The organism is Streptomyces sp. NPDC023723 (assembly GCF_040639815.1).
In the GTDB taxonomy this organism is placed as follows: domain Bacteria; phylum Actinomycetota; class Actinomycetes; order Streptomycetales; family Streptomycetaceae; genus Streptomyces.
In genome coordinates this window covers 543,311-567,120 of record NZ_JBFAAP010000001.1, presented here as the reverse complement: position 1 = coordinate 567,120, position 23,810 = coordinate 543,311, and the positions used below count along the sequence as shown (strand labels likewise).

The following is a 23,810-nucleotide window of genomic DNA, read 5'->3' as shown; positions in this document are numbered from 1 at the left end:
GCGGAGGGCGGCCGCGCGCCGACCGCGGTGGGCGGAGGGCGGCCCGCGCGCCGACCAGCGGTGGGCGGTGCCGCCGGGCCGGCGTAGGGGGTGGCGCGGCGCGGGGCTTACTGGTCGGATGAGAAGCGCACCGCTCCCGCCGGGATGCGCGCGTCGCACCACACCCGCACGCCGTCCCGCAGCTCGTTGTCCGCGCCGATCACCGCGCCGTCGCCGATCACCGTCCCGGTGACCACCGACCGTCGCCCGACCCGGGCCCGGTTGCCGATGAGCGAGTCCGTGACGACCGCGCCCGGCTCGATCACCGCGCCCGGCAGGATCGTGCTGCCGAAGATCCGCGTGCCCTCCGCGACGAACGCCCCCTCGCCCACCACCGTCCCGCCCGACAGCTTGGCGTCCGGCGCCACCCACGCCGTGGGCAGGACGAGCCGGTCGCCGCAGCGGCCCGGCACCGCCGGGGACGGCGCCCGCCCCAGCACCAGATCCGCCGAGCCGCGTACGAACGCGGCCGGGGTGCCGAGGTCCAGCCAGTACGTGGAGTCGACCATGCCCTGCAGGTGCGCCCCCGTCGCCAGCAGCTCCGGGAACGTCTCGCGCTCCACCGACACCGGCCGGCCCGCCGGGATCGTGTCGATGACCGACCGCCGGAAGACGTACGCCCCCGCGTTGATCTGGTCGGTGACGATCTCCTGCGGCGTCTGCGGCTTCTCCAGGAACGCCAGCACCCGGCCCGCGGCGTCCGTCGGGACCAGCCCGTACGCCCGGGGGTCGGTGACCTTCGTCAGGTGCAGGGAGACGTCCGCGCCCGTCGTCTCGTGGGTGCGGACCAGCGCCCCGATGTCCAGCCCCGTCAGGATGTCGCCGTTGAAGATCAGTACCGGCTCGTCCGGCCCCGACCGCAGCCGCGAGGCCACGTTCCGGATCGCCCCGCCCGTGCCGAGCGGCTCCTTCTCCGTGACGTACTCGATGTGCAGCCCGAGCGCGGCGCCGTCGCCGAAGTACGGCTCGAACACCTCCGCCAGATAGCTCGTCGCGAGCACGATGTGCTCGACCCCCGCCGCCTTCGCCCGCGCCAACTGGTGCGTGAGGAACGGCACCCCCGCTGCCCTGACCATCGGCTTCGGCGTGTGCACCGTGAGCGGGCGCAGCCGCGTGCCCTTGCCGCCGACCAGGAGGATCGCTTCTGTCACCTGTCGTCTCTGCTTCCTGCCGGGACCGGCCGAACTGTCTTTCGGCCGGTCAGTGTATGCAGAGTTCCTCCCGCTCAGCGGCCCTGGTACTTGGCCGCGGTGGAGCGGGCCGTGTCAAGCTTCTTGTACAGCTGCGCTCCAGGGCAGCTCGTGTTGAAGCCGTCCCGGTGACCCGAGATCACCTTGAGTCGTACGTTCCTGCCTTTTCGGTAGAGATTGCCACCGCCGGACTTCAGGTATGTCTTGCCGCGGGGATTCATGCCGTACAGCCCGAGCTTCCACGCCGACAGCCGGGCGATCGCGCGGACCGCCGCCGCGGCGGGCTTCTTCGTGCTGTACGTGCCGAGCACGGCGATTCCCATGCTGTTCGAGTTGAAGCCGAGGGTGTGCGCGCCGAGCACCGGCTTCGCCACGCCGCCCGCCCGGCCCTCGTAGATCTTCCCGCACTTGTCGACGACGAAGTTGTAGCCGATGTCCCGCCAGCCCATGCTCCTGACGTGATAGCGGTAGATACTGCGGATGACCGAAGGGGCTTGCGCGCAGGTGTAGTTGTTGCCGGTGGCCGAGTGGTGCACGAAGGCCGCCTTGACCTTCTTCGTGTACTTGAAGCCCTTCTCCCGCAGCCCTTCGTCCGCCCCCCAGCCGCGCCGCGTCACGATCCCGGGCCGCGGCCCGACGTACGGCTTGGCCTGGGCGTACGTGGCCGGTTCGGGGGTGGCCTGATCGGTGCCGGCGGCCTCCTCCGCCGGGGTGCTGCCGACGCCGGGGTCGACGAGTTCCAGGCGCAGGCCCTCGGGCAGGCCGTACCCCGGGTCGTCGTCGTCCGCCCGGACCCGCAGTTCGACGCCGTCGGAGTCGCCGACCCACAGCGGCGCGGTCGCCCCGCGCACCCGGTCCGCGGCGCGCTCGGCGGTGCCGGGGTCGGAGCCGTGGTCGGCGTTGTGGGCCTCCAGGTCCTGCCAGTCGGACCAGGCACCGCTGCCGGTCTCGCGGACCCGGACCTGGACGCTGCCGTGCAGTTCGCGGTCCGGGTCGTCCCAGACGACGCCGACCAGCGAGAAGGGCGGTACGTCGCGGCGGGTGACGCCCTGTTCGGCGGGACCGGCGGCGCGGTCCCGGGCCAGCGGCCGCAGCGGCAGCGAGCGGGTGCTGCCGGACCCGGACGCCTCCGCGCGCACCGCCGGGGCGGCTGCCGGGGCGGGGGTGGGGACGGCCGCCGCCGCGGGCGGGGTGAGCGGCAGGGCGAGGGCTGCCGCGCAGGTGACACCGATCGAGGAAGCGAGGAATCCATGCATGCCCCTGATCGTGGACACGGTGCTACAAAGCTGTCCATTCGGAACTTGTCGGGCTCCGGGGTGCGTTAACCCGAACCGGTGGCCGCGGGGCACGCCGCCCGGCGGCCGCCCCGCGTACGCTTGCCCGGGTGAACGCGACCGACCGCACCCCTGCCGACCTGCTGAGTTCCGCGCTCGCCGCGGACCCGGGACGCCCCCTGGTGACCTTCTACGACGACGCCACCGGCGAACGTGTCGAACTGTCCGTGGCCACCTTCGCCAATTGGGTGGCCAAGACCGCCAACCTGCTCCAGGACGAACTCTCCGCCGAACCCGGCGACCGGGTCGCGCTGCTGCTGCCCGCGCACTGGCAGACCGCGGTGTGGCTGCTGGCGTGCGCGTCGGTCGGCGTGGTCGCCGACGTGTGCGGCGACCCGGCCGCGGCGGACGTCGTGGTCAGCGGTCCGGACCCGCAGGCGCTGGCCGCCGCCCGGGCCTGCTCCGGGGCGCGGATCGCGCTCGCCCTGCGGCCGCTCGGCGGGCGCTTCCCCGAGCCGCCGCAGGGTTTCGCCGACTACGCGGTGGAGGTGCCGGGGCAGGGCGACCGGTTCGTGCCGTACGCGCCGGTGGACCCGGAGGAGCCCGCGCTGATCGTGGCGGGGCGGGAGTTCAGCGGGGCCGAGGTGGTGGAGCGGGCGCGCGCGGAGGCGACGGGGCTGGGGCTGACGGGGCCGGGGACGCGGCTGCTGTCCGGGCTGCCGTACGACACGTGGGAGGGGCTGAACGCCGGGTTGTACGGGCCGCTGGCCACGGGCGGTTCGGTGGTGCTGTGCCGGCACCTGGACCGGCTGTCCGCCGACGCGCTGGACCGGCGGATCGAGGCGGAGCACGTCACCACGACAGCCCGCTGAGCCGACCTCGGGCTCCCGCCGAGCCGGGCCCGGACTCCCGCCGAGCCGACCCCGCACTCCCGACACTCTCCCTCCGCGCCGAACCGGCAGGACGAGACAGACCGCATCACCACGACAGCCCGCCGAAGCACCGGGCCCTCCTCCCCGGCCCTGTTCTCGTATAGCTACGGCGAACGGACATGTAGCGCTGTGTGACTGCTGTGGTCGTCGTTTCCCCTCGCCTGGCGCCTCGTTGAGCTGAACGAGTGATCTCGGGCGTGGGGCGAGGAGTACGGGGTGCGGCAGGACTGGGAGCCGGAGGACCTGATCGAGGTCTGGACGCTGCTGGAAGACGACATGAAGCGGGTGCGGAACAAGTCCGGGGCGACTCGGCTCGGGTTCGCGCTGCTGCTCAAGTTTTTCGAGGTGGAGGCCCGGTTCCCCGAGTCGGCCCAGGAGGTGCCGACCGCCGCGGTGGAGTACGTGGCCCAGCAAGTCAAGGTGCCTGCAGAGGCGTGGTCGGACTACGACTGGCAGAGCAAGGCGATCCAGCGGCACCGGGGCGAGATCCGGGCGGCATACGGGTTCCGGGCGAACACCGAGGAGGACCAGGACCGGCTGGCCGCGTGGTTGGCCACCGAGCTGTGCCCGGTGGAGCTGTCCCGTGACCGGCTCGCGGCGGCCGTGGTGGCCCGGTGCCGCAACGACCATATCGAGCCGCCAGCGCCCGGGCAGGTGCGGCGGCTGGTGGGCAAGGCAATCAAGGACTTCGAGAAGCGGTTCTGTCGGAGCACGCTGGACCGGCTCAGTCACATGACCCGATCGCGGCTGGAAGATCTGATTGCGGGTGACGGCACCGACGGCTCAGACGGCGAGGGCGCGGTGGCTGGGGGCGGGCGATCGCACTTCACCGAGCTGAAGACGGACCCCGGCGCCCCGGGCCTGGAGAGCCTGCTTGCGGAGGTGAACAAGCTGGAGCGGGTGCGGCGGCTGGACCTGCCCGCGGACCTGTTCGCGGACGTGTCGGAGAAGCTGGTGGACGCCTGGCGGGCCCGTGCCTCGAAGGAGTACCCGGCAAACCTGGAGCGGATGAAGCCGCCGCGGCGGCTGACGCTGCTGGCCACGCTGTGCCATGTCCGGCAGACGGAGATCACCGACTCGCTGGTGGATTTGTTCATCCAGCTCGTACTGAAGATCAACACCCGCGCGGAGCGGAAGGTCGAGAAGGAGTTGGGGGCGGAGCTGAAGAAGGTCCGCGGCAAGGAGGCGATGCTGCTGCGGGTCGCGGAGGCGGCCTTGTCGGAGCCGTCCGGCACGGTGCGGCGGGTGATCTTCCCGGTGGTCGGCGGGGAGAAGACGCTCAAGGCGCTGGCGGCGGAGGCCGCGGCGAACGAGGCCCGCTACAAGGCCCGGGTCCGCACCGTGCTGCGGTCTTCGTACTCGGCGCACTGGCGGCGGATGCTGTCGCCGCTGCTGAAGGCGCTGGAGCTGAAGTGCAACAACACCGCCTACCGGCCGGTGATGGACGCGATCGACCTGCTCAAGCGGTACCTGGAGCAGCCGCTGAAGGAGGGCGCCTTCTTCGATGCCGCCGAAGCGGTGCCGCTGGACGGGGTGGTGCCAGAGCAGTGGCGGGCGGCAGTCGTCGACGACAAGGGCCGCGTCGAGCGCATCCCGTACGAGCTGTGCGTGCTCGTCAGCTTGCGGGACGCGCTGCGACGGCGGGAGATCTGGGTCGTGGGCGCCAACCGGTGGCGCAATCCGGAGGACGACCTGCCCGCCGACTTCGAGGACAACCGAGACGTCCACTATGCCGCCCTGGGCCAGCCGCAGGACGCCGGCGAATTCATCACCGCCCTCCAGAGCAAGCTGCGGACGTCGCTGGACCGCTTTGAGCAGGCCCTGACCGAGGGCACCACGGGCGGGGTGGCGATCGTCAAGAAGCACGGCGAGCCGTGGATCCGGGTGTCCCCGCGCGGCAAGCAGGAGGAGCCGGAGTCCCTCGTGGCGATCAAGGCGGAGATCGAACGGCGCTGGGGCACGATCGACTTGCTGGACATCCTGAAGTACGCCGAGTTCGACACGGACTTCATCGCCGAGTTCACCTCGGTCGCCACCCGCGAGAACCTGTCCAAGGACGTACTGCGGCGCCGGTTGCTGCTGGTGCTGTTCGGGCTGGGCACCAACATGGGCATCAAGCGAGTCGCGGTGACCGGCAAGCACGGCGAGTCCGAGGCGACGCTGCGCCGGGTACGACACCTCTTCGTCAACCGGGCCAACATGCGCGCCGCGCTGGTGAAGCTGATCAACGCCACCTTCGCCGCCCGCGACGAGATGTGGTGGGGTACCGGCACCGCCTGCGCCTCCGACAGCCGCAAGTTCGGCGCCTGGTCCTCGAACCTGATGACCGAGTGGCACCAGCGCTACCGGGGCCCCGGCGTGATGATCTACTGGCACGTCGAGCGGAAGTCGGTGTGCATCTACTCCCAGCTCAAGTCCTGCTCGGCCTCCGAGGTCGCCTCGATGATCGAGGGCGTGCTGCGGCACTGCACCGACATGGAAGTGGACCGGCAGTACACCGACACCCACGGCGCGTCCATCGTCGGCTTCGCCTTCGCCCACATGCTCGACTTCAAGCTGATGCCGCGGCTGAAGAACATCGGCTCCGCCCGGCTGTACCGGCCGGCCGCCGGGGAGGACGACAACTGGCCGAACCTCGCCCCGGTGCTGTCCACCAAGACGATCAACTGGGACCTGATCCGCCAGCAGTACGACCAGATCGTGAAGTACACCACCGCTCTGCGGCTGGGCACCGCCGAAGCCGAGCAGGTCCTGCGCCGCTTCACCCGCGGCGGGCCCAAGCACCCCACCTACCAGGCGATCGAGGAACTCGGGCGGGCGGTACGTACGGCATTCGTGTGCGACTACCTCGCCGACGTCGAGCTGCGCCAGGAGATCCACGAGGGCTTGCAGGTCGTGGAGAACTGGAACAGCGCGAACAAGGACCTCTTCTACGGCAAGGACGGCGACCTGGCAGGTGCGGACAAGGAGTCCCAGGAGGTGTCCATGCTCGCCCTGCACCTGCTCCAGTCCGCCCTCGTGCACGTCAACACGCTGCTGATGCAGCAGGTCCTCGCCGACCCGAAGTGGGCCGACACGCTCACCGACGCCGACCGGCGGGCCCTGTCCCCGCTGTTCTGGACGCACGTGAACCCCTACGGCCGGTTCGAGCTGGACATGAACAGCCGCTTGGAGCTGGACCTGGCCCCCACGGCCAATGCGGTTCCCGGCCCGCGCCGCCCCGAGAGCGAGAACGCGACGGCCCCCGCGTGAGCGGGCCGGGCGAGTGTGCCGCTCCAGGGAGCAGACGGACGCGTGCCGGGACCGCGCGAGCAGTGCGGCGCGCGAATTGGGGGCGTGGGATCTTGGGGCATAGGTTGACGGCATGGTGGAGGGGGCGAACTCCGCGGCGCAGACCATGCCGCAGGAGCAGCAGACAAGGGGGCGGCATGCCGCCCGGCGGAAGAAGGACAAGGGCGGGCTGGCGCGTTCGTCCTTGTTGATGGCTGTCGGCACGGTGGTGTCGCGGGCGACGGGGCTGATCCGTCAGGTGCTGCAGGCCGCGGCGCTGGGAACTGGCCTGCTGGCCAGTACGTACAACACGGCGAACACGGTGCCGACGAGCCTGTACACGCTGCTGATCGGCGGCGCGCTCAATGCTGTGCTGGTGCCGCAGCTGGTGCGGGCCCGGACCACGGACCCCGACGGCGGGCGGGCCTACGAGCAGCGGCTGGTCACGCTTGTGGTGTGCGTGCTGGGGGTGGGGACGGCGCTGGCGGTGTGGGCGGCGCCGCAGATCGTGGGCCTGTACATGCGGGACACCCCGGACAGTCACGAGGCGTTCGAGCTGACGGTGACGTTCGCGCGGTTCCTGTTGCCGCAGATCTTCTTCTATGGCCTGTTCAGCATCTACGGGCAGGTGCTGAACGCGCGGGAGAAGTTCGGCGCGATGATGTGGACCCCGGTGCTAAACAACGTCGTGCTGGTCGGCATGTTCGGCGCCTATCTGGGGCTGATGACGGTGCCCGATCGGGTGGAGGACATCACCGCCGCCCAGGTGCGGCTGCTGGGGATCGGGACGACTGCGGGCATCGCCGTCCAGGCCCTGGCGCTGATCCCGTTCGCCAGGGCGGCCGGTTTCCGGTTCCGGCCGCGGTTCGACTGGCGGGGCACCGGCCTGGGCAAGAGCGTGCACGCAGCGAAGTGGACGCTGCTGTTCGTCCTGGCCAACCAGGTCTCCCTTACGGTGGTCACGAACTACGCCAACGCCGCCGACCAGGAGCTGCCGCAGGCCGGCGCAGGCTACTCCGCCTACACCTACGCGCAGACCATCTGGATGTTGCCGCAGTCGATCGTGACCGTGTCCCTGGTGACGGCGATGCTGCCGCGTATGAGCCGGGCCGTCGCCGAGGGCCGCATCCCGGACCTGCGCGCGGATCTGTCCCGGGCGCTGCGGATCAGCGGCGTGGTCATCGTGCCCGCCGCCTTCCTCTTCCTCGCCCTGGGCCCGCAGATCTCTTCGCTTCTGTTCGCCCACGGAGCAGCCGATGCCGCCTCGGCCCGCCCGCTGGGCTACATGCTGCAGGCGTTCGGGCTCGGGCTCATCCCGTTCTCCGCCCAGTACCTGCTGTTGCGCGGCTTCTACGCCTTCGAGGACACCCGCACTCCGTTCTTCATGGCAGCGTGGATCGCGGGCGTGAACATCGCCCTGGCCACCGCGTGTCATTTGCTCCTGCCCGCCCGCTGGGCGGTGGTCGGCATGGCCGGGGCCTACACCCTCTCCTATGTGGCCGGTCTCGCACTCACCGCCTACCTGCTGCGCAAAAAGATGGGGGGCCGGATCGACGACGGAGGTCTGCGCCGCACCTACCTGAAGCTGCTGTGCGCCGCGTGCCCGGCTGCTGGGCTGGGCTGGGCCGCAGCGCGTGCGTGCGCTGGCCTGGGAGATGGAACGTGGCCTACTGCTGTCGCCTTGGCTGCCGGAGCGCTCGCGACAGCCCTGGCGTATCTCCTTCTTGCGCGATTGCTGAAAGTCAACGAGCTCCGTCGCCTGCCCGGGATGCGATGAGTCCAGGCAAACGATGGATGGGGGCAGGTAAGAACGCCGGCACCAGCCGCCAACATGGGTGTCACGTCCGGCGACGCGCGGCGGGGTCGCGCTCGGCGACATGCCGGGCGACCGCGTCGACGCCGGGGCGGGCGTACCGCTCCAGGGAGCGGACGGAGGCGTGGCGAGAGCGGGCCAGCAGCATCGGGGTGGACGTACCGTCCTCGGCGTCATGTGTGAGGGCGCTGTGGCGGAGCCGGTGAAGCGTCCAGCCGTCCAGGTCCTCGATGTCGTCGGGTGAGGCCAGCGGGTTGGCCAGCAGCCGGGTGTTCTCCTCGAAGATCTCCTCGGCCCGGCGGTAAGAGAGCCGGGCCCGGCCGGTCTCCTCGCATACGTCGAGTGTCGGCGTTCCGGCGGGGGCCTTGCAGCCGGTGAGAAACAGTGGCCCGCGGGTGCGGTGGGCGATGAGGCGGGGCAGGAGCTGGGCGGTGCCAGACTGCCAGTGGATCCACTCGACCGCCCCGCCCTTGGCGGTGATCTTGCCGCGCTTGTCCTGCGGGTACAGGTCTTCCACGTTCAGACACAGCACCTCGTCGGCTCGTGCGGCGGACTCGTAGAGCATCTTCCAGAACGTCTTCTCCCGCAGGGCGACGTCCAGCCGCCACAGGGCGGCGATCTGGTTCTCCGCGAGGGCCTTGGTGCGGTCGGGCGGTGCCGGCCGCCGCTCGATGCCGATCGTCGGGTCGCTGACGATCCAGCCCTGGCGCTGCCACCATCCGATCGCCTTGCGGGCGATGGACAGTTCCCGGTTGACGGTGTCGGCGTCCATCTCGTCCGCCCGCGCCGCCGCCAGCTCGGCGAGAGTCTCCGGCAGGGCCGGGTCGTCGATCGCGGTGACGGGGAAGACGGGCGGCTTCGCGCCCCGGCGGGCGGGTCCGGTCGGCGCCGGTTCGCCGGCGAGCATCCACCCCCACGTCGTCAGCGAGATCCGGTAGATCCGCGCGGAGGACTTCGCGATGCCCGCGCCGGTGAGGTACCGCTCGACCGCCGCGGTGTATGACGAGGGCGGGGCGGAGAGGGGCATCACCCGGGCGCGCGGCACACGCAACGCGCCCCCGTTCCCGAGTTCGGTCACCGGTTCGATCGTCACGTCCGTCCCGCCCTTCCGGCACTGCCGCAGTAAATGCGTACACCTCGCCTGCGGCGGCCGGAGAGTCCGCCGCAGGTCGCGAAGATCGCGATAGGGGGCCTGCCGCAGTAAATCCGGCATTTACTGCGACACCACCCTGGCGGGCCGTGAGCGGCCGGTAGTTCGATAAACCGACAGGGAAGCGGGATGGCCGCTACCGCCAACCGCTGTGCCACCGGCCCTCACGCCGGCCAGGCCCCGAGCATCACGTAGCGCTACATGTCCGTTCGTCGTAGCTATACGAGAACAGGGCCTCCCCCGTTCGGCGCACCCCCACCCCCCTCCCGCCCCGCATCCGGGCCATGGTCGTAGGAACAGCCGTCGGCAAGCAGGGGCAGGAGGGGTGGCCAGAGGTGACCGACACCGCACGGGGCCCCGAGGACGGCGACGGCGTCCGCGGGCCGGGCGCGGGGGCGTCCGCGACCGGGAGCGGGCTGCGGCGCCGCCGCCGGCGCCGGTGGCTGCGCTGGTCGGCGCTCGGCACGGTCCTCGCGCTGACCGGCGCCGCGGGCATCGGCTGGACCGTGTACACGAAGCTGAACGGCAACATCACGCCCGACGAGGCGGCCGCCGCCGAACTGGCCCGGTACGAGAAGGAGCGCCCCACCTCGCTGGTGCGCGGCGCGCAGAACATCCTGCTGATCGGCTCGGACTCGCGGTCCGGCAAGGACAACGCGCGCTACGGGCGCGATCCGGGCACCGAGCGGTCGGACACCGCGATGCTGCTGCACCTGTCGGCGGGCCGGCGCAGCGCCACCGCCGTCTCCCTGCCCCGCGACCTGATGGTCGACGTGCCCGGCTGCCGCCGGCCGGACGGGTCCCGGTCCGCGCCGGCCTTCGCGCAGTTCAACTACGCCTTCGAGGTGGGTGGTTCGGCCTGCTCGATCCGGACCGTGGAGAAGCTGACGCACGTCCGGATCGACCATCACGTGGTCGTCGACTTCCACGGTTTCAAGGAGATGGTGGACGCGGTCGACGGCGTCGAGATGTGCCTGCGCGCGCCGGTCACCGACAAGGCGGCCCGGCTGCGGCTGCCCGCGGGCCGGGTGACGCTCAGCGGCGAGCAGGCGCTCGGTTACGTCCGGGCCCGCAAGTCGCTCGGGAACGGCAGCGACACGGACCGGATGGAGCGGCAGCAGCGGTTCCTCGGCGCGCTCGTCAACAAGGTGCAGAGCAATCGGGTCCTGCTGAATCCGGTGAAGCTGTATCCGGTGCTGAACGCGGCCACGTCCGCCCTCACCACCGACCCGGAGCTGGCGAATCTGCGCGGTTTGTACGAACTCGTGCGCGGGCTGCGCGACATCCCCACGGAACGGGTGCAATTTCTGACGGTGCCCCGCCGGTCGTGGGACCAGAACCCCAATCGCGACCAACTCGTGGAGCCGGCGGCACAGGAACTCTTCACCCGGCTGCGGACCGACGAGCCGGTCACCGTCACATGGAAGACCCGGCCCCGCACTCCGGGAGGAGCGCCGGGAGCAGAACCGGCATCAGAAAGCGGCACTCATTACGAAGACGCCATCCTATTCGGTCACGGTGCGCAGAGCGAGGGTGACCGGCCGCTACCAGGGCAGCCCGTCAGCAGCCCCATCGGCAACCCGTCCCCGACGCCGACGTATCGCGGAAATACCGCCGCCGAGGAACTCTGCGAGTAAAGCGAACGCCAAAGCAGCGGACTTGTGTTCGCGAATTCGGGCGGATTGCCCGCTTGTAGGGACGTGGGTCTCGTCACTGGCGTCGCTCAACCTCGAAGAGGCCGGATAGTGTGAACCGTCCGGTGACCCCGGCCGCGAGGCGTTCGACGGGTCGTACACCGGGAGACTGAGACCCGGGCGCCTTGAGGGGAAGGCGCCGCGTGCCCCGACGGAGGATTCGGACAACCGTGGACGCGCAAAACCGTGGGCGGGCGGACAACGTCGACCCCGCAGACCAGTGGGTGCTCAACCCGGCCACTGGCGAATACGAACTGCGACTGACTCATTCCGCTCCGCAGTCGACCGTTCCCGGGCCACGCAGAGCTGATCCCGGCAGACCGGGGACCACGCCCGACCGGGCACCGGCGCCCTCCCCTGCCCCCTCGGCGGGAGACATCCCACCCCCGCGCCGACGACGCGGGGCCCCGGAGGAGGCACCGTCGGGGCGACGAGGGCGGCGGCCCGCGAAGAAGAGGGGGAAGGGCAAGAGAGTCCTGATGTGGACCGGCGGCACGATGGCTTTCCTCCTGGTCGCCATCGGTTCGACCGGTTACTGGTACCTCAAGCACCTCGAAGGCAACGTCACCACGACCGACGTCGGCAGCGCGGCCAAGAACGGCTTCAGCAAGGACGAGGCCTTCAACATCCTCATCATCGGCACCGACAAACGCACCGGTGACGGCAACGACGGCTACGGTGACTCGGGGAGCGTCGGCCACGCCGACACCAACATCCTGCTGCACGTCTCCAAGGACCGGACCAACGCCACCGCGCTGAGCATCCCGCGGGACCTGGTCGTCGACATCCCGGACTGTCCGACGCAGCAGTCCGACGGTACCGAAGAGGTCATCCCCGGCACATCGAATCAACGTTTCAACGTCAGCCTCGGACAGGACGGACGTGACCCGGGCTGCACGATGCGGACCGTCGAGGCGGTCACCGGCATCCCGGTCGACCACTTCATGATGGCGGACTTCAACGCGGTCAAGACGCTCACCACGGCGGTCGGCGGAGTCGAGGTCTGTCTGGCGCACGACGTCGACGACCCGGACTCCAAGCTCAAACTGTCCGCAGGCAAGCACACCATTGAAGGTGAGCAGGCACTGGCCTTCGTCCGCACGCGGCACGCCTTCGGCAACGAGAGCGACCTGGACCGCATCAAGGCACAGCAGCAGTTCCTGAGTTCCCTGATGCGCAAGATGGCCTCCAGCGACACGTTGACCAGCCCGTCGAAGCTGTTGAAACTGGCCGAGGCGGCGACCAAGGCGCTGACCGTGGACACCGGCATCGGCAAGGTCAGCACCCTCAAGGATGTCGCCCTGGAGCTGAAGAAGGTACCGACGAAGAACATCACCTTCCTGACGGTTCCGGTGAAGGACAACCCGGCGGAAACCGTCGTCAAGAAGACGGTCGTTCTTGAGGAGTCACAGGCCCCGCAGGTCTTCTCCATGATCAAGCAGGACGTCTCTTTCACCGAGGTCGAGGCGAAGGAGAAGAAGGAGAAGGCTGCCATCGCCAACCGGCTCAAGGGCACCAAGGCCGACGCCTCCGAGGTGCGGGTGCGGGTCCTCAACGGCGGCGCCACCGACGGGGCCGCCCAGGCGACACTCAACTGGCTGCAGAACGACGCGGGCGTGACCAAGTCCGAGAACGGCGGCGACGCCTCCGCGGACGTGTCGAAGACGACCCTCGAGTACGACCCCGACCAGGCGGACCAGGCACGCAGGCTGGCCGACATCATGGGCCTGTCCGGCTCTCAGATGAAGCCGGGCGAGAGCGTGACCAACTCCCAGGGACTGCCGACGATGACCCTGACCCTGGGGCCGGACTACAAGGGTGCCGGCGTGAAGCTGAACGCTTCCTCCGCGAAGGCGGACGTACCGCAGTCCACCGCGGACAAGGTCGAGTGCGCGAGTTGAGTCTTTGAGGACAGCCTGATGGGCCTGTCGTGCGTCTTACCGGACGTACGGCAGGCCCGTTCGATGTGTGAGGGTGGGGACAGTGGGGACAATATGACGCACAACAGTGTGCGGGGGGACGCTCCGTCCGTGGAGACGGCGCCGCCGTCCGTACCGTCGCGTGAGCCCTCCCGGCGCAGCCGTGGCGGACGGCGGATGCTGCGCTGGTCGGCGGCCCTGCTGTCCGTACTGGTACTGGGCACCGCAGGTGCCGGTTACCTCTACTACCGGCACCTCAACGGCAACATCAAGAAGGACGAGCTGAGCCTCGGGGACATGAAGGACCGGCCGGCCAAGTCGCAGGCCAACGCCGCGGGTCAAACACCGTTGAACATCCTGGTGATCGGTTCCGACGCGCGGGACAACGCGGAGAACCAGGAACTCGGCGGCGCCAAGGAGACGTTCAACACCGCGCCGCGCGCGGACGTCCAGATGCTGGTCCACCTCTCGGCCGACCGCAGCGACATGTCCGTCGTCAGCATGCCGCGTGACACTCTGCTGCAGTTTCCCAAGTGCACGGACCCGGACGACGGCACGGTCTACCCGGCGACCACGTCCCTGCGGATGACCAACGACTCGCTGGGCCGCGGCGGCCCCGGCTGCACGGTGGCGACCTGGGAGAAGCTGACCGGCATCCACATCGATCACTTCGTCATGGTCGACTTCGCCGGGGTCGTGTCGATGGCTGACGCGATCGGCGGCGTACCGGTCTGCGTCAACGACAACATCTACTCGTACACCTCCGACGGTCACGGCTCGGGACTGAAGCTGGAGAAGGGGACGACGTACGTCCAGGGTGAACAGGCCCTGCAATGGCTGCGCACCCGGTACGGGTTCGAGGACAACACCGATATTGCGCGTGCCAAGGCGCAGCACCAGTACATGAACGCGATGGTCCGGCAACTGCGTGACAACGCCACGCTGAGCAGCCCGAACAAACTGCGCAAGCTCGCGGAGACGGCAACCGAGACGCTCACGGTGGACGAGGGCCTGGGCTCGGTGAAGGAACTGTACGACCTCAGCCTGGAGCTGAGGAAGGTTTCGCCGGAGCACATCACCATGACGACGATGCCCTGGGTCTACGCGTCGGACGGCAATCGGGTGCTGCCCAAACCGGGAGACTCCGAGCAGCTGTTCCGCCTCATCCGCGAGGACACGTCCCTGGAGGCGGACAGCGGTGACAAGGGCGAGGAACAGGACACCGGGTCACCGTCTCCCTCCGGCCCGGCCGCCGCCGACGGCGAGATTTCGGTGCTGGTGCAGAACGGCACCAGCACCGACACTGAGGCACCGGTCAGCGAACGAGCTTCAGCGATCGCCGAGTTGCTGGTCGGGAAGGGGTTCACCCAAGCGGCGACGGATCCCTCGGCCACACTCAGCGAGGACGAGACCCTCGTCCGCTACCCGAGTGCGGACCTGAAGGCGGACGCCGAGCGCGTCGCCGCAGCTGTGGGCATACCCGCGCGCTCGGTACAGCAGTCGACCGATGTGTCCGGGGTCACACTAGTGGTCGGTGCCGACTGGCGGAGCGGCACCAAGTACACCGCCCAGGACGACGACAGCGTCCCCGAGTCGGCCGACACGCTCAACGGCTCGGACACCTCGGCCTGTATGACGGTGAACCCTGACTACACCTGGTAGGTGCGACCACGGCCGATGATGCGTGCATCGGCCATTGTGGCGTCCCTTTCAGCCAGTCTCCTCGTGCAAGATCTAAAATCTGCCGAGATCATGTCAATCTCTTGGACGGCTCCGGGTCATTCGGCACACGCACCGGAACGCTCCAGGAGGACACGATGAAGTTCAGGACCAAGGCCGGCCGCGTCGCCGCGTCCCTGGGACTCATGCTGTCGACCATCGCCGGCTACTCGCTCGTCACCGCGCCCGCCGCGAGCGCCGCCACCTACGGCTGCGACGGTTCACAGATCGACAGCTGGAACAACGTCTACAACGGCACCACGTACGCCACGACCTACCTGTTCTGGGACGGCACCTACAACTGCGTCGCCGCCGTGAAGCGCGGCAGCTACTACGGCACGGCCTCGCGCATCCGCGTGGAGGGCTACACCGACGTGGACGGCTACGTCGGTCAGGACGACGGCACGTACCTCTACTACGCCAACTACAAGTTCTACGGCAAAAACCGCTGCATCGCGGTGGAGACGGACATGTGGAACTTCAGCGGCAACAACTTCATCCAAGACCACGTGCCGTACAGCGGCTACTTCCACTGCGGCTGACCCGACGATCCTGAGGAGGATGACATGAAGGGCCTCAAGTTCACCCTCACCCGCTGGCTGGCAAGCGCTGCCGTGCTGCTCGGCGTCGCCGTGGTCGGCCCCCTCGCCACCGCGCCTGCGGCGTCCGCCGCCTCGGGCTGCGCCGGGACCGTCGTCGACTCGGTGAAGCACTACGACTATCTGACCGGCGCCCATGTGGCGACGTCCTACCTCTACTGGGACGGTACGTACAACTGCGTCATAGCCAATAAGACCGGCTCGTACTACGGCGTGAGCACCCGGATGGCGCTCGTTCTGATGCGCTCGGACGCCCAGCAGGGCGACTCCGGGAACTTCTCCTACTACGCCGGCCCCGTCTCCCTGTACGGCAAGGGCTATTGCGTGGCCTGGGAGTTGGACATGTGGAACACCAACGGCGTGAACACGGTGCAGGACCGGGTCCCCGCCGGCGGCTACTTCCACTGCGGCTGACGCCCGCAACGGCCGGCCCGGACTCCCGGCACGGCGTATCCGATCCTCTGACAGGAGTTCACACGTGCGCATTTCCAGGCGACTCACCTCCGCGGCGGCACTGCTCGGCCTCACCACCGCGGGAATGGCCCTGACGGCCGGTACCGCCGAGGCGGCTTCCTACAACAGTGCCTGCGGATCGGGCTACAGCGTCATCGACTCCAAGGATGTGGGCGACGGCACCGCCTACCTCACATACAACGGCTCCACCGGCTACAACTGTGTCGTCACCGTCAGTGACACGCCGGGAACGCCCATGGTCCTGGACGCCCGGCTGCGGCTGCACCGGACTGACACCGTGTGGAAGGCCAGCGAGACGGACTACGGCACCTTCAGTTATTACGCCGGCCCCGTCTACGTCTACGCGGCGAGCTCCTGCATCGACTGGGGTGGCGCTGCGGCGTCGAACTACGTCCAGGTCGACTACGGCGTCCACTGCGGCTGATCAAACCGGACACCAGGCTTCGGCCTCAGGCCGTCCATCACTCCATCTTTGCCATGAGCACGTCACTTCGATTGGTCCAGTCGTCCGCGGACGAGATCAGTCTCGGTGATCCGCGAGGATCACCGCCCGCAGACCGCCTGACCCGACTGATGAAAGGGCACGCCATGAAGTTCCGGGGCAAAGTCGCCAGGTTCGCCGTTTCCACCGCCCTGCTGCTGTCGGGAGTCACCGGGCTGTCGCTGGCCACGGCGCCGGCGGCCAGCGCCGCCACTTACGGGTGCAACGGCTCCCAGATCGACAGCTGGAACAACGTCTACAACGGCACCACGTACGCCACGACCTACCTGTTCTGGGACGGCACCTACAACTGCGTCACGGCCGTGAAGAGAGGCTCGTACTACGGCGTCTCGTCACGGATCGCCGTCCAGGCCTGGACCGACGCGACCGGCTACGTCGGTGAGGACGACGGTTCCTACCTTTACTACGCGAACTACACGTTCTACGGCGCGAACCGCTGCATCGCTGTGGAGACCGACGTGTGGAACCTCAGCGGCAACAACATCATCCAGGACCACGTGCCGAGCAGCGGCTACTTCCACTGCGGCTGACAACCGCGCCTCGGGCCCGCCCGCAGCCCATGGGCGGGCCCGAGGCCTGCTCAGTGCGAACCGTCCATGACGGGCACCGCCGCCCGCCGCGACGGGATCACCCTGCGGGCCAGCGACTTCGGGCTGGTCAGAAAGTTCCAGCCCCAGGACATGTGCATGGTCGCGAGCGCCAGCGGGATCCGGAGCCGGGCCTTGAGAGGCAGCCCCTTCCCGGCGGGCAGCGACCCGGCGACGATCGCGGCCAGATAGCCGCCCGGGATCACGAAGTCCCACGGGATGAGCACCGCGCTCACCGCGATCCCGGCGGCTATCGCGCACACTGCGGTGGGCGGGGCGAGGTAGCGCAGGTTGATGGAGCCGGAGTGGTAGCGGGCCACGACGTGCCGCCAGCGGCCGTACTCCTTGTACTGCTTGACCAGTGCCTTCATGCTCGGCCGGGGCCGGTAGGAGACCCTCAGCTCGGGCGAGAACCAGATCAGGCCGCCGGCCTCGCGAATGCGGAGGTTCAGCTCCCAGTCCTGGGCACGGACGAACTCCTCGCTGCAGCCGCCCTGCCGCTCCGGCACCTCGCGGCGGAAGACGCCGAGGCAGACGGTCTCGGCCGGGGCGGCCGCTCCGCCGCTGTGGAAGGCCGCGCCGCCGACGCCGGTCTTCGAGTCATCGCGGCGGCCACCGCGTGCTCCCAGTCGGTCTCGCCCTCGGCGTGCATGATGCCGCCGACGTTCCGCGCGCCGGTCTCCTCCGGGAGCCGTACGGCCGTGGCGATGCAGCCGGGCGAGAGCGTGCCGTGGCCGTCGACGCGGACCACCACCGGGTGCCGGGACGCCTTGATCGCGGCGTTCGGCGCGGCGGGGGTGCGACCGGTCGGGTGTGGCACCCCATGGACGCGGGGGTCCTCACGGACCAGCTCGGCGGCGATCTCCTCGGTCCGGTCCGCATACGGACCGACGGCGGCGAGCACGACCTCCATCCCGCCGGGACACTCCCGGGCGCGGATGGCCTGCACGGCGCCGCGCAGATGACGTTCCTCGTTGCGGACGGGCATGATCACGGACACCGCGGGGAGCCGCACGTCGGACCGGGCGTTCAGCACGGCTCCCGTTACCGCGAACGGGGGACCCGGGTGCGCGCCGCGGGGGCCGCTGCCCCGGTCCGCAGATCGTATCGGCCTACGGTGCTCAGGATCACACGACCGGTACCCCACTCCGGCACACCGTTCCGGCACACCAGGGTCTGTCCTCGCGGAGGTGTCCCCTTGCCCACGCCGCCCCGCTCCCCCGCCCCCAGGGTCCCGGCCGCGCCGCCGCGGCACCGGCGGGCGCGTCCCGCCCGGCGCGCGTCCGCGCGGCGGCGCGGGCCGCGCTGGGCCGTGCGGATGTCGTCCGCGCTGTCGGTGGTGGTGCTGGCCTCGGCCGGGATCGGGCACGCGGTGCTGACCGGTCTGGACTCCGACCTCACCCGGGTCGACGCCTTCAAGGACATGAAGAACCGGCCGCGGGCCGGGCACGGCATGAACGTGCTGCTGGTCGGCACCGACGGCCGGGACCGGATCTCCGAGCAAGAGCGCCGCGCGTACCGGCTGGGCGGCGCGCCCTGCCACTGCACCGACACGATGATGATCGTGCACATCTCGGCGGACCGGGACCGGGCCAGCGTGGTCAGCCTGCCGCGCGACTCCTACGCCGTCACCCCGGCGCACACCGACCGCACCACCGGCGAGCGGCACAAGGGGCATCCGCTGAAGCTGAACGCGGCGTACGCGGAGGGCGGCCCGCAGCTGACCGTGCGGACCGTCGAGGCGATGACCAAGGTGAAGATCGACCACTACCTGGAGGTCGACTTCACCAGCTTCATGAAGACGGTCGACGTCCTCGGCGGCGTCCAGATCTGTACCGTCCAGCCGCTCAAGGACCGCTACACCGGCCTGGACCTGCCGGCCGGCACGCACACCCTGAAGGGCGGCCAGGCCCTCCAGTACGTCCGCTCCCGCCATCTGGACGGCGCGTCCGACCTGAGCAGGATGCAGCGCCAGCAGCGGTTCATGGCGGCCACCATCGACCGGGCCACCTCGTCGGGCATCCTGCTGAACCCGATGAAGTTCCGGGACGTGACGAAGGCGGTACTGGGTTCGGTCCGCGCCGACCGGGGCTTCGGCACCGACGAGCTGCTCGCCCTGGGCCGCGCGATGCGCGACTTCTCCCCGTCGTCGTCCGAGTTCACCACCGTCCCCGTGCAGGCGGAGGGGTACGCCGTGAAGGGCGTCGGCTCCACCCTGAAGTGGGACGACGCGGCGGCCGGGCAGCTGTTCGCGGCGCTGCGCGAGGACCAGCCGCTGGCCGCGCACCGGCCTGCCCCGAGGACCGGGGTGGTACGGGTCCCGGTCGATCCCCGGCAGATCCGGGTCCAGGTCGCCAACGGCACCCGCACCGCCGGGCTCGGCAAGCGCGTCGACAAGGCGCTGCGGGCCACCGGGTTCCGCACCACCGGCGCCCCGGTGAACGCACCGGCGCCGGACGTGGAACGTACCGTCGTCGCCTACGACCCGCGCTGGGACAACTCGGCGAAGTCGCTGGCCGCCGCGCTGCCCGGCAGTGAACTGCGGGCGGTCCCGGGGCAGGGCGGCACGCTGAAGGTGATCGCGGGCGCCGACTTCGAGGAGGTCCGCGAGGTGCGGCCGGAACAGCCCCCGCGACAGACGGGGGCCGTGGTCCGGGGCGACGAGGTGGTGTGCGGGAAGCGGACCTGAGACCGGCGGCTCAGTTGCCGGAGACGGTGACCTTCTCGTCGTTCTTCAGCTCGTCCACCAGCGTCTTGACCTTGGCGCTGTCCCACTGGAGATTGCCGTTCGAGGTGTTCCCCGCGATCGGCATGTTCATGGAGGTGCCGTCGCCGCCGCTGACGCCCTTCATCGCCCAGAACATGCTGGCCAGGTCGAACAGGCCCATGTCCTTGTCGACGACGAGCGAGTCCAGGCCGGCGCCCATGGTCGGGTAGAGCTTGAACGGGTTCAGCACGGTCGACGGGGTCGCCACCTGACTGGCCAGGGCGGACAGGAACTTCTGCTGGTTCTTGGTGCGGTCCAGGTCGGAGCCGGCCAGCGCGTACCGGGTGCGGACGAAGGCGAGGGCCTCCTCGCCGTTCAGGGTCTGCTCGCCCTTCTTGAAGTCCGCGCCGGACTTGGTGTCCTTGATGTCCTGCGGGATGTCGATGGTGACGCCGCCGACCGCGTCCACGATGTTGGCGAAGCCGCCGAAGCCGATCTCGACGTAGTGGTCGATGCGCAGGCCGGTGTTGTACTCGACGGTGCGCACCAGCAGCTCGGGGCCGTCCTCGGCGTAGGCGGCGTTCAGCTTCACGTGCCGGCCGGTGCCCTGGTAGGTCTTGCCGGACTCGGACCCCTTGTAGGTGGGGATCTCGACGTCCGAGTCCCGGGGCAGGGAGACCAGCGTGGAGCCGTTGTCGCCGGTGTGCAGGATCATCATCGAGTCGGTGCGCTTGCCCTCGGCGGAGCCGGTGTGCAGCTCCTTCTTCTCCGCGTCGGTCATGCCCGCGCGGCTGTCGGAGCCGACGATCAGGTAGTTGGTGCCCTCGCCCGCGTCCGGCCGGTCGATCACCTTGGACAGGTCGACGTCGCGGTTGAGCTTGGAGTCGGCCCAGAAGTACGTGCCGACGAACGTGACGACGAGCACGGTCGCCACGGTGATCGCCGTCCACTTGATCCGGCGGCCCCAGTTCGGCGCGGGGCGCCCCGGACCGCCGGGACCGGGGCCGGCCGGGCCCTGGCCGCCGGGGCTGCCGTAGACCTGGCCGGTGTTGTAGCCGCTGTCGTACCCGCCGTGCCCGCCGCCGTCGACGTACGTCGGCTGCTGCGGCACCCCGGCGCCGTACGGCGGCGCCCCCGGGCCGGGCGGCGGCGTCTGGCCGCGCCGGACCTGCCGCATCACGCGGGCGCTCTCGGGCTGCGCGCTCGCGCTGCCGCGTCCGTACCGGCCGCCGTTGTCGCCGGGCCTTCCCTCGGGCCAATCGCTCATGCGGACCAGTGTGCCGGTCTTGGCTGTGCCCTATACAAGGGTCGTCGGAAAATCAGGGCAGCGCTGTTGCCAAGCTGACACACATCACACCCGTGTCGCCCCCGCTTAAGGTGGAGGTCATGACAGACCAGGCACCACAGGCTCCGGCCGAGGACCCGGCGGCTCCGCAGATCCCGGGCAAGCCGACCTCGGCCTCCCGCACCACCCTGAGCCACATCATGACCCACAACGACACCAATCTGCTGGGCACGGTGCACGGCGGCGTGATCATGAAGCTGGTGGACGACGCGGCGGGCGCCGTCGCCGGACGCCACTCGGGCGGCCCCGCCGTCACCGCCTCCATGGACGAGATGGCGTTCCTCGAACCCGTCCGCGTCGGCGACCTGGTCCATGTGAAAGCACAGGTCAACTGGACCGGCCGGACGTCGATGGAGGTCGGGGTGCGGGTCCTGGCGGAGCGCTGGAACGAGTCGGCGCCGCCCACCCAGGTCGGCTCGGCCTACCTGGTCTTCGCCGCGGTGGACGCGGACGGCAAGCCGCGCGCGGTACCGCCGGTGCTGCCGGAGACCGAGCGCGACCGGCGCCGCCACCAGGAGGCCCAGATCCGCCGCACCCACCGGCTGGCCCGCCGCCGCGCGATCATGGAACTGCGGGAGCGGCGGGTGGCGGAGGGGTTCGCGGACTAGCGGACCGGCTGTACGGCTCAGCGGCCCTCCAGAACGGGGGTCGCGCCCTCCCCTACCGAGGGTCAGGCCCTCTCACCTCGAACCAGAGCAGCTTCCCCGCCCCGCGCCCGAGCAGCCCCTCCCCGAGCGTCCAACCGCCCCACGTCTCGGCGTACTCCTGTACGAGGTGCAGCCCGCGCCCGCCGCGCGCGCCGAGCGGTGCGGTTCCGATCCGGCCGCCGGACGGGGCGGCGAACGGCGCGGGCACGTACGGGTGGCTGTCCCACACCCCCACCCGCAGCCGCCCGTCCCCCAACGCGCTGAGCCGTAGCGAGCACGGCCCGCGCGTGTGCCGGTAGGCATTGGTCACCAGTTCGGACGTCAACAGCTCGACGTCGTCCAGCAGTTCGCGTTGCCCGTGTCCCGCGAGGGCGGCCCGTACGGTCACCCGTGCGACGCGTGCGGCTCTGGGGTCGTGCGGCAGGCGGAGGGCGTACGCCCAGGTGTCGGACGGGGATACGGTGCCCATGGAGACCTCCGGGGAGAAAGGGGATACGGCACGCCCGACGACCGTGCCGAGCGCGGTGGCAGTGCCTGGTGCGAGGTGCGCTTCCGGCTTGGGGGGCGGGGAAGTTGGGCGGTACGGGTATCACCGTAGAACCTCTTGGGAGATTCATCTCCCACATCAAGGAGATGTACCAGCTATTACCTCGTGTGGGTTACAAGTGCACCCGCACAGCGGTCCGAGGAGAGGTGTCGTGCCACCCGTCAGCAACCCCACCCTGCGCCAGCGGCGCCTGGGCACTGAACTGCGCAAATTGCGGGACCGCGCCGGGTTCACCGTCACGCAGGCCGCCTCTCACCTGGGCGTCAACCAGGGGCGGGTGAGCATGATCGAGACCGGACGCAGCCCTCTCAGCGCCGACCGTGTCCGGGCGATGGCTTCCGCCTACGACTGTGCCGACGATGTCCTGATCACCGCCTTGGCCGCGATGACCGGGCGTCGAATTCGTGGCTGGTGGGAGGAGTACCGCGAGCACCTGCCCGCGGCCCTGGTCGACCTGGCCGAACTGGAGCACCACGCCACCGCGCTGCGCGTAGCCCTCGCGATACACATTCCCGCACTCCTCCAGACCACCGACCACGCCCGCGCGCTGTTCCGCGCAGTGGTCCCGGCCATGCGGCAGTACGAGATCGAGCATCGCCTCACCCATCGCATCAAGCGCCAGGGCATCCTTCACCGGGACGCCCCGACTCCGTACTCGGCGATCATTCACGAGTCGGCTCTCCGCATGGGCTTCGGCGGCCCCGCCGTCGCGCGAGGCCAGCTCACCCATCTGCTGGAGATGAGCGAACTGCCGCACGTCACGCTGCGGGTCATTCCCTTCGGGGCGGAGCGCTACCCCAGCACGGGACAGTCCTTCGACTACGTCGAGGGGGCCGTACCCCAACTCGACACCGTGCAACTGGACACCCACCACGGGGGCTGCGGATTTCTTGACGCAGACGCGCAGTTGAGCAAGTACCGTGCCGTGCTGGATCACATGGAGTCCTGCGCCCTCGACCCCGCCGAATCGCGGGACGCCATCCAGAACCTCATCCGGGAGATGTGAGAGAGGCTGATCGTGAAAAACCTTCAATGGCGGAAGTCCACGTACAGCGGTGACAGTTCGAACTGCGTAGAGACAGCCAGTGTGCCGACCGCGATCCTGGTCCGCGACTCCAAAAAGCCCGCGCCCGCAATCCTCGCCTTCCCCCCTGCCGCCTGGGCCGCCTTCCTCTCGCACGCAATGAAGAAGAGCCATTGAGCAGAGTCTCGTACTGCCTGACTCCCCCGCTCTCCTACAGAAGGCCATCCGTGACAAGCTCCGGGAACGTCGACGCGTATCACGCCTTCCTGGCTGGGCAGCCACAGCCGAGTGACTACAACGCCGGGTGGGTGGAAGAACTTCGCTCGCACACCGGAGCCGGAAAACGAGTCCATCGGGTACACATTCTGTCGCGCCCGA

At 69.8% G+C, this 23,810-nt stretch carries 19 protein-coding genes and 2 pseudogenes; 15 read left to right on the top strand and 6 right to left on the bottom strand.

Annotated elements, in window-relative coordinates:
* Positions 1-107 precede the first annotated feature (107 nt).
* Positions 108-1,190, bottom strand: a complete 1,083-nt coding sequence (locus tag AB0G32_RS02690) for an NDP-sugar synthase (RefSeq protein WP_361157062.1) — start codon at positions 1,188-1,190, stop codon at positions 108-110.
* A 74-nt stretch (positions 1,191-1,264) separates the two neighbouring features.
* Positions 1,265-2,485: an N-acetylmuramoyl-L-alanine amidase gene (locus AB0G32_RS02685; protein ID WP_361157061.1), complete on the bottom strand. Its 1,221-nt coding sequence runs from the start codon at positions 2,483-2,485 to the stop codon at positions 1,265-1,267.
* Between the two features lie 128 nt (positions 2,486-2,613).
* Between AB0G32_RS02685 and AB0G32_RS02680 the strand changes: the two genes are divergently transcribed.
* The 3 genes from AB0G32_RS02680 to murJ all read left to right on the top strand — a co-directional run bounded on the left by AB0G32_RS02680 (position 2,614) and on the right by murJ (position 8,482).
* The gene (locus AB0G32_RS02680; RefSeq protein WP_361157059.1) at positions 2,614-3,375 is read left to right on the top strand and encodes a TIGR03089 family protein; all 762 of its coding nucleotides are present in this window, start codon (positions 2,614-2,616) and stop codon (positions 3,373-3,375) included.
* 276 nt (positions 3,376-3,651) lie between these two features.
* Positions 3,652-6,687, top strand: a complete 3,036-nt coding sequence (locus AB0G32_RS02675; protein WP_361157056.1) for a Tn3 family transposase — start codon at positions 3,652-3,654, stop codon at positions 6,685-6,687.
* Between the two features lie 112 nt (positions 6,688-6,799).
* A complete protein-coding gene (gene murJ / locus AB0G32_RS02670; RefSeq protein ID WP_361157054.1) occupies positions 6,800-8,482 on the top strand; it encodes a murein biosynthesis integral membrane protein MurJ in 1,683 nt (560 codons plus the stop codon).
* 61 nt (positions 8,483-8,543) lie between these two features.
* Here the strand turns inward: murJ and AB0G32_RS02665 are convergent, their stop codons facing one another.
* Positions 8,544-9,611, bottom strand: a complete 1,068-nt coding sequence (locus tag AB0G32_RS02665) for a tyrosine-type recombinase/integrase (RefSeq protein WP_361157052.1) — start codon at positions 9,609-9,611, stop codon at positions 8,544-8,546.
* Between the two features lie 341 nt (positions 9,612-9,952).
* Here AB0G32_RS02665 and AB0G32_RS02660 point away from each other — a divergent pair, with 341 nt between their 5' ends.
* The 7 genes from AB0G32_RS02660 to AB0G32_RS02630 all read left to right on the top strand — a co-directional run bounded on the left by AB0G32_RS02660 (position 9,953) and on the right by AB0G32_RS02630 (position 17,105).
* Positions 9,953-11,305 (top strand): LCP family protein, encoded by a 1,353-nt coding sequence (locus AB0G32_RS02660; protein WP_361157049.1) that lies wholly within the window; start codon positions 9,953-9,955, stop codon positions 11,303-11,305.
* 227 nt (positions 11,306-11,532) lie between these two features.
* Positions 11,533-13,263, top strand: coding sequence for an LCP family protein (locus AB0G32_RS02655; protein WP_361157047.1), 1,731 nt, complete (start codon positions 11,533-11,535; stop codon positions 13,261-13,263).
* Between the two features lie 195 nt (positions 13,264-13,458).
* On the top strand, positions 13,459-14,943 hold the full coding sequence (locus AB0G32_RS02650) for an LCP family protein (RefSeq protein WP_361157176.1): 1,485 nt from the start codon (positions 13,459-13,461) through the stop codon (positions 14,941-14,943).
* 155 nt (positions 14,944-15,098) lie between these two features.
* Complete coding sequence (locus AB0G32_RS02645) at positions 15,099-15,542, top strand: hypothetical protein (RefSeq protein WP_361157044.1); 444 nt, start codon at positions 15,099-15,101, stop codon at positions 15,540-15,542.
* 24 nt (positions 15,543-15,566) lie between these two features.
* Positions 15,567-16,013 (top strand): hypothetical protein, encoded by a 447-nt coding sequence (locus AB0G32_RS02640; protein WP_361157041.1) that lies wholly within the window; start codon positions 15,567-15,569, stop codon positions 16,011-16,013.
* Between the two features lie 64 nt (positions 16,014-16,077).
* Entirely contained in the window at positions 16,078-16,497 is a 420-nt protein-coding gene (locus tag AB0G32_RS02635) for a spore-associated protein A (protein WP_361157038.1), read from the top strand.
* A gap of 164 nt (positions 16,498-16,661) precedes the next feature.
* Complete coding sequence (locus AB0G32_RS02630) at positions 16,662-17,105, top strand: hypothetical protein (RefSeq protein ID WP_361157036.1); 444 nt, start codon at positions 16,662-16,664, stop codon at positions 17,103-17,105.
* A 50-nt stretch (positions 17,106-17,155) separates the two neighbouring features.
* Here the strand turns inward: AB0G32_RS02630 and AB0G32_RS02625 are convergent.
* A pseudogene (locus AB0G32_RS02625) lies at positions 17,156-18,195 on the bottom strand (glycosyltransferase family 2 protein).
* 279 nt (positions 18,196-18,474) lie between these two features.
* Between AB0G32_RS02625 and AB0G32_RS02620 the strand changes: the two are divergent.
* A complete protein-coding gene (locus tag AB0G32_RS02620) occupies positions 18,475-19,851 on the top strand; it encodes an LCP family protein (RefSeq protein ID WP_361157174.1) in 1,377 nt (458 codons plus the stop codon).
* 10 nt (positions 19,852-19,861) lie between these two features.
* Here AB0G32_RS02620 and AB0G32_RS02615 read toward each other — a convergent pair whose 3' ends face one another.
* Positions 19,862-21,136, bottom strand: a complete 1,275-nt coding sequence (locus tag AB0G32_RS02615; protein ID WP_361157034.1) for an LCP family protein — start codon at positions 21,134-21,136, stop codon at positions 19,862-19,864.
* 119 nt (positions 21,137-21,255) lie between these two features.
* On the opposite strand from AB0G32_RS02615, the gene AB0G32_RS02610 reads away from it, so the two are divergent.
* Positions 21,256-21,822, top strand: a complete 567-nt coding sequence (locus AB0G32_RS02610; RefSeq protein ID WP_361157032.1) for an acyl-CoA thioesterase — start codon at positions 21,256-21,258, stop codon at positions 21,820-21,822.
* Positions 21,823-21,874: 52 nt separating this feature from the next.
* On the opposite strand, the gene AB0G32_RS02605 is transcribed toward AB0G32_RS02610, so the two are convergent.
* Positions 21,875-22,330: an ATP-binding protein gene (locus tag AB0G32_RS02605; protein ID WP_361157030.1), complete on the bottom strand. Its 456-nt coding sequence runs from the start codon at positions 22,328-22,330 to the stop codon at positions 21,875-21,877.
* Between the two features lie 229 nt (positions 22,331-22,559).
* Here AB0G32_RS02605 and AB0G32_RS02600 point away from each other — a divergent pair, with 229 nt between their 5' ends.
* The 3 genes and pseudogenes from AB0G32_RS02600 to AB0G32_RS02590 form a co-directional block, all read left to right on the top strand.
* Positions 22,560-23,414 carry a helix-turn-helix transcriptional regulator gene (locus AB0G32_RS02600; protein ID WP_361157028.1) on the top strand — a complete coding sequence of 285 codons (855 nt, stop codon included), beginning with the start codon at positions 22,560-22,562 and terminating at the stop codon, positions 23,412-23,414.
* Between the two features lie 12 nt (positions 23,415-23,426).
* On the top strand, positions 23,427-23,609 hold the full coding sequence (locus tag AB0G32_RS02595; protein ID WP_361157025.1) for a DUF397 domain-containing protein: 183 nt from the start codon (positions 23,427-23,429) through the stop codon (positions 23,607-23,609).
* Positions 23,610-23,626: 17 nt separating this feature from the next.
* Positions 23,627-23,809, top strand: a pseudogene (locus tag AB0G32_RS02590) (DUF6879 family protein); the annotation flags it as partial.
* Position 23,810: the final 1 nt, after the last annotated feature.